The 2,220-nt window shown below is 62.9% G+C and carries 2 protein-coding genes; both read left to right on the forward strand.

The features are described 5' to 3' along the window. Window positions 1-126 precede the first annotated feature (126 nt). Window positions 127-1,560, forward strand: coding sequence for a 3-isopropylmalate dehydratase large subunit (gene leuC, locus B3E94_RS07045; RefSeq protein WP_236235524.1), 1,434 nt, complete (start codon window positions 127-129; stop codon window positions 1,558-1,560). After that, window positions 1,557-2,201 (forward strand): 3-isopropylmalate dehydratase small subunit, encoded by a 645-nt coding sequence (leuD, locus tag B3E94_RS07050; RefSeq protein ID WP_286912887.1) that lies wholly within the window; start codon window positions 1,557-1,559, stop codon window positions 2,199-2,201. Before leuC ends, leuD begins: the two co-directional genes overlap by 4 nt. Window positions 2,202-2,220 lie beyond the last annotated feature (19 nt).

The following is a 2,220-nucleotide window of genomic DNA, read 5'->3' on the forward strand; positions in this document are numbered from 1 at the left end:
CGTATTCCTTTGGGTTATCCAAAGCATAAAAATTATGAATTTGAGTTATTCAATCTACCCCCCTAGCATCGTCCGTACAAGCCAAGGGGTCTTTGGCATAGAAAGACGCTGATGAGGAACAGTCTGATGGCTGGCAAAACGCTCTACGACAAACTCTGGGAAGCTCATGAGGTCAAGCGCCGTGATGACGGCTCGTCCTTGATCTACATCGACCGCCATATCATCCATGAAGTGACGTCGCCGCAGGCCTTCGAAGGCCTGCGCCTGGCCAAACGCCAGCCATGGCGCATCGACGCCAACATCGCCACGCCCGACCACAACGTGCCGACCACGCCAGAGCGCAAGGGCGGCATCGAGGCCATCGCCGACCAGGTGTCGCGCCTGCAGGTGCAGACCCTCGATGAAAACTGTGACGAATACGGCATCGTCGAATTCAAGATGAACGACGTGCGCCAGGGCATCGTCCACGTCATCAGCCCCGAGCAGGGCGCTACCTTGCCGGGCATGACCGTGGTCTGCGGCGACTCGCACACCTCCACCCACGGCGCGTTCGGCGCCTTGGCCCACGGCATCGGCACCTCCGAGGTCGAGCACGTGCTCGCCACCCAGTGCCTGGTCGCCAAGAAGATGAAGAACATGCTGGTGCGGGTCGAAGGCCAGTTGCCAGCCGGTGTCACCGCCAAGGACATCGTGCTTGCCGTGATCGGCAAGATCGGTACCGCCGGTGGCAATGGCCACGCCATGGAATTCGCCGGCAGCGCCATCCGCGACTTGTCGATGGAAGGCCGCATGACCATCTGCAACATGTCGATCGAGGCCGGTGCCCGCGTGGGCCTGGTGGCAGTCGACGACACCACCATCGCCTATGTCGAAGGCCGCCCGTATTCGCCCAAGGGCGAGCAGTGGACGCTTGCCGCCCAAGCCTGGAAAGGCCTGGTGTCGGATGCCGATGCCGTGTTCGATACCGTGGTCGAGCTGGATGCCGCGCAGATCAAGCCGCAGGTCAGCTGGGGCACTTCGCCCGAGATGGTGCTGGCGGTCGACCAGCGCGTGCCGGACCCGGCTGCCGAGCCAGACTTGATCAAGCGTGGCTCGATCGAGCGCGCCCTCAAGTACATGGGCTTGGCCGCCAACCAGGCGATCACCGATATCAAGCTCGACCGCGTGTTCATCGGCTCGTGCACCAACTCGCGCATCGAAGACCTGCGCGCTGCCGCCGAGATCGCCAAGGGCCGCAAGGTCGCGGCCAACGTCAAGCAGGCGCTGGTGGTGCCGGGCTCGGGCCTGGTCAAGGCCCAGGCCGAGCGCGAAGGTTTGGACAAGATTTTCCTCGAAGCCGGCTTCGAATGGCGTGAGCCAGGTTGCTCGATGTGCCTGGCCATGAACCCGGACCGCCTGGAGAGCGGCGAGCACTGCGCGTCCACCTCCAACCGCAACTTCGAAGGCCGTCAGGGCGCCGGTGGCCGTACTCACCTGGTCAGCCCGGCGATGGCCGCCGCCGCCGCGGTGACCGGCCACTTCATCGATGTCCGCGAGTTGATCCAAGGGAGCGCAGCATGAAAGCCTTTACCCAGCACACTGGCCTCGTCGCGCCGTTGGACCGTGCCAACGTCGACACCGACCAGATCATCCCCAAGCAGTTTCTCAAGTCGATCAAGCGCACCGGCTTCGGCCCCAACCTGTTCGACGAGTGGCGTTACCTGGATGTGGGCCAGCCCTACCAGGACAACAGCAAGCGCCCGTTGAACCAGGAATTCGTGCTCAACCATGCACGCTACCAGGGTGCCAGCGTGTTGCTGGCGCGGGAGAACTTCGGCTGCGGTTCGAGCCGCGAGCACGCGCCGTGGGCGCTGGACGAATACGGCTTCCGTAGCGTGATCGCGCCAAGCTTCGCCGACATCTTCTTCAACAACAGCTTCAAGAACGGCCTGTTGCCGATCATCCTCAGCGATGAGGAAGTCGATGAGCTGTTCAAGCAGGTCGAAACCAACCCGGGCTACCAGTTGACCATCGACCTGCAGGCCCAGGCGGTGACCCGCCCGGACGGCAAGGTGCTGCATTTCGAGATCGACGCCTTCCGCAAGCATTGCCTGCTCAACGGCTTGGACGACATCGGCCTGACCCTGCAGGACAGCGACGCGATCAAGGCCTTCGAAGGCAAGCACCGCGCCGGGCAGCCTTGGCTGTTTCGCGATGCCTGAATGATGTAGTTGGGCTTGC

Origin of the sequence: Pseudomonas sp. UBA6315 (assembly GCF_002438125.1) — a bacterium.
Classification (GTDB): domain Bacteria; phylum Pseudomonadota; class Gammaproteobacteria; order Pseudomonadales; family Pseudomonadaceae; genus Aquipseudomonas; species Aquipseudomonas faucium.

Bases quoted from the DNA above. Each gene is read 5' to 3' on its own strand.
- leuC (WP_236235524.1), top strand. From the start codon at position 127: ATGGCTGGCAAAACGCTCTACGACAAACTCTGGGAAGCTCATGAGGTC.
- leuD (WP_286912887.1), top strand. From the start codon at position 1,557: ATGAAAGCCTTTACCCAGCACACTGGCCTCGTCGCGCCGTTGGACCGT.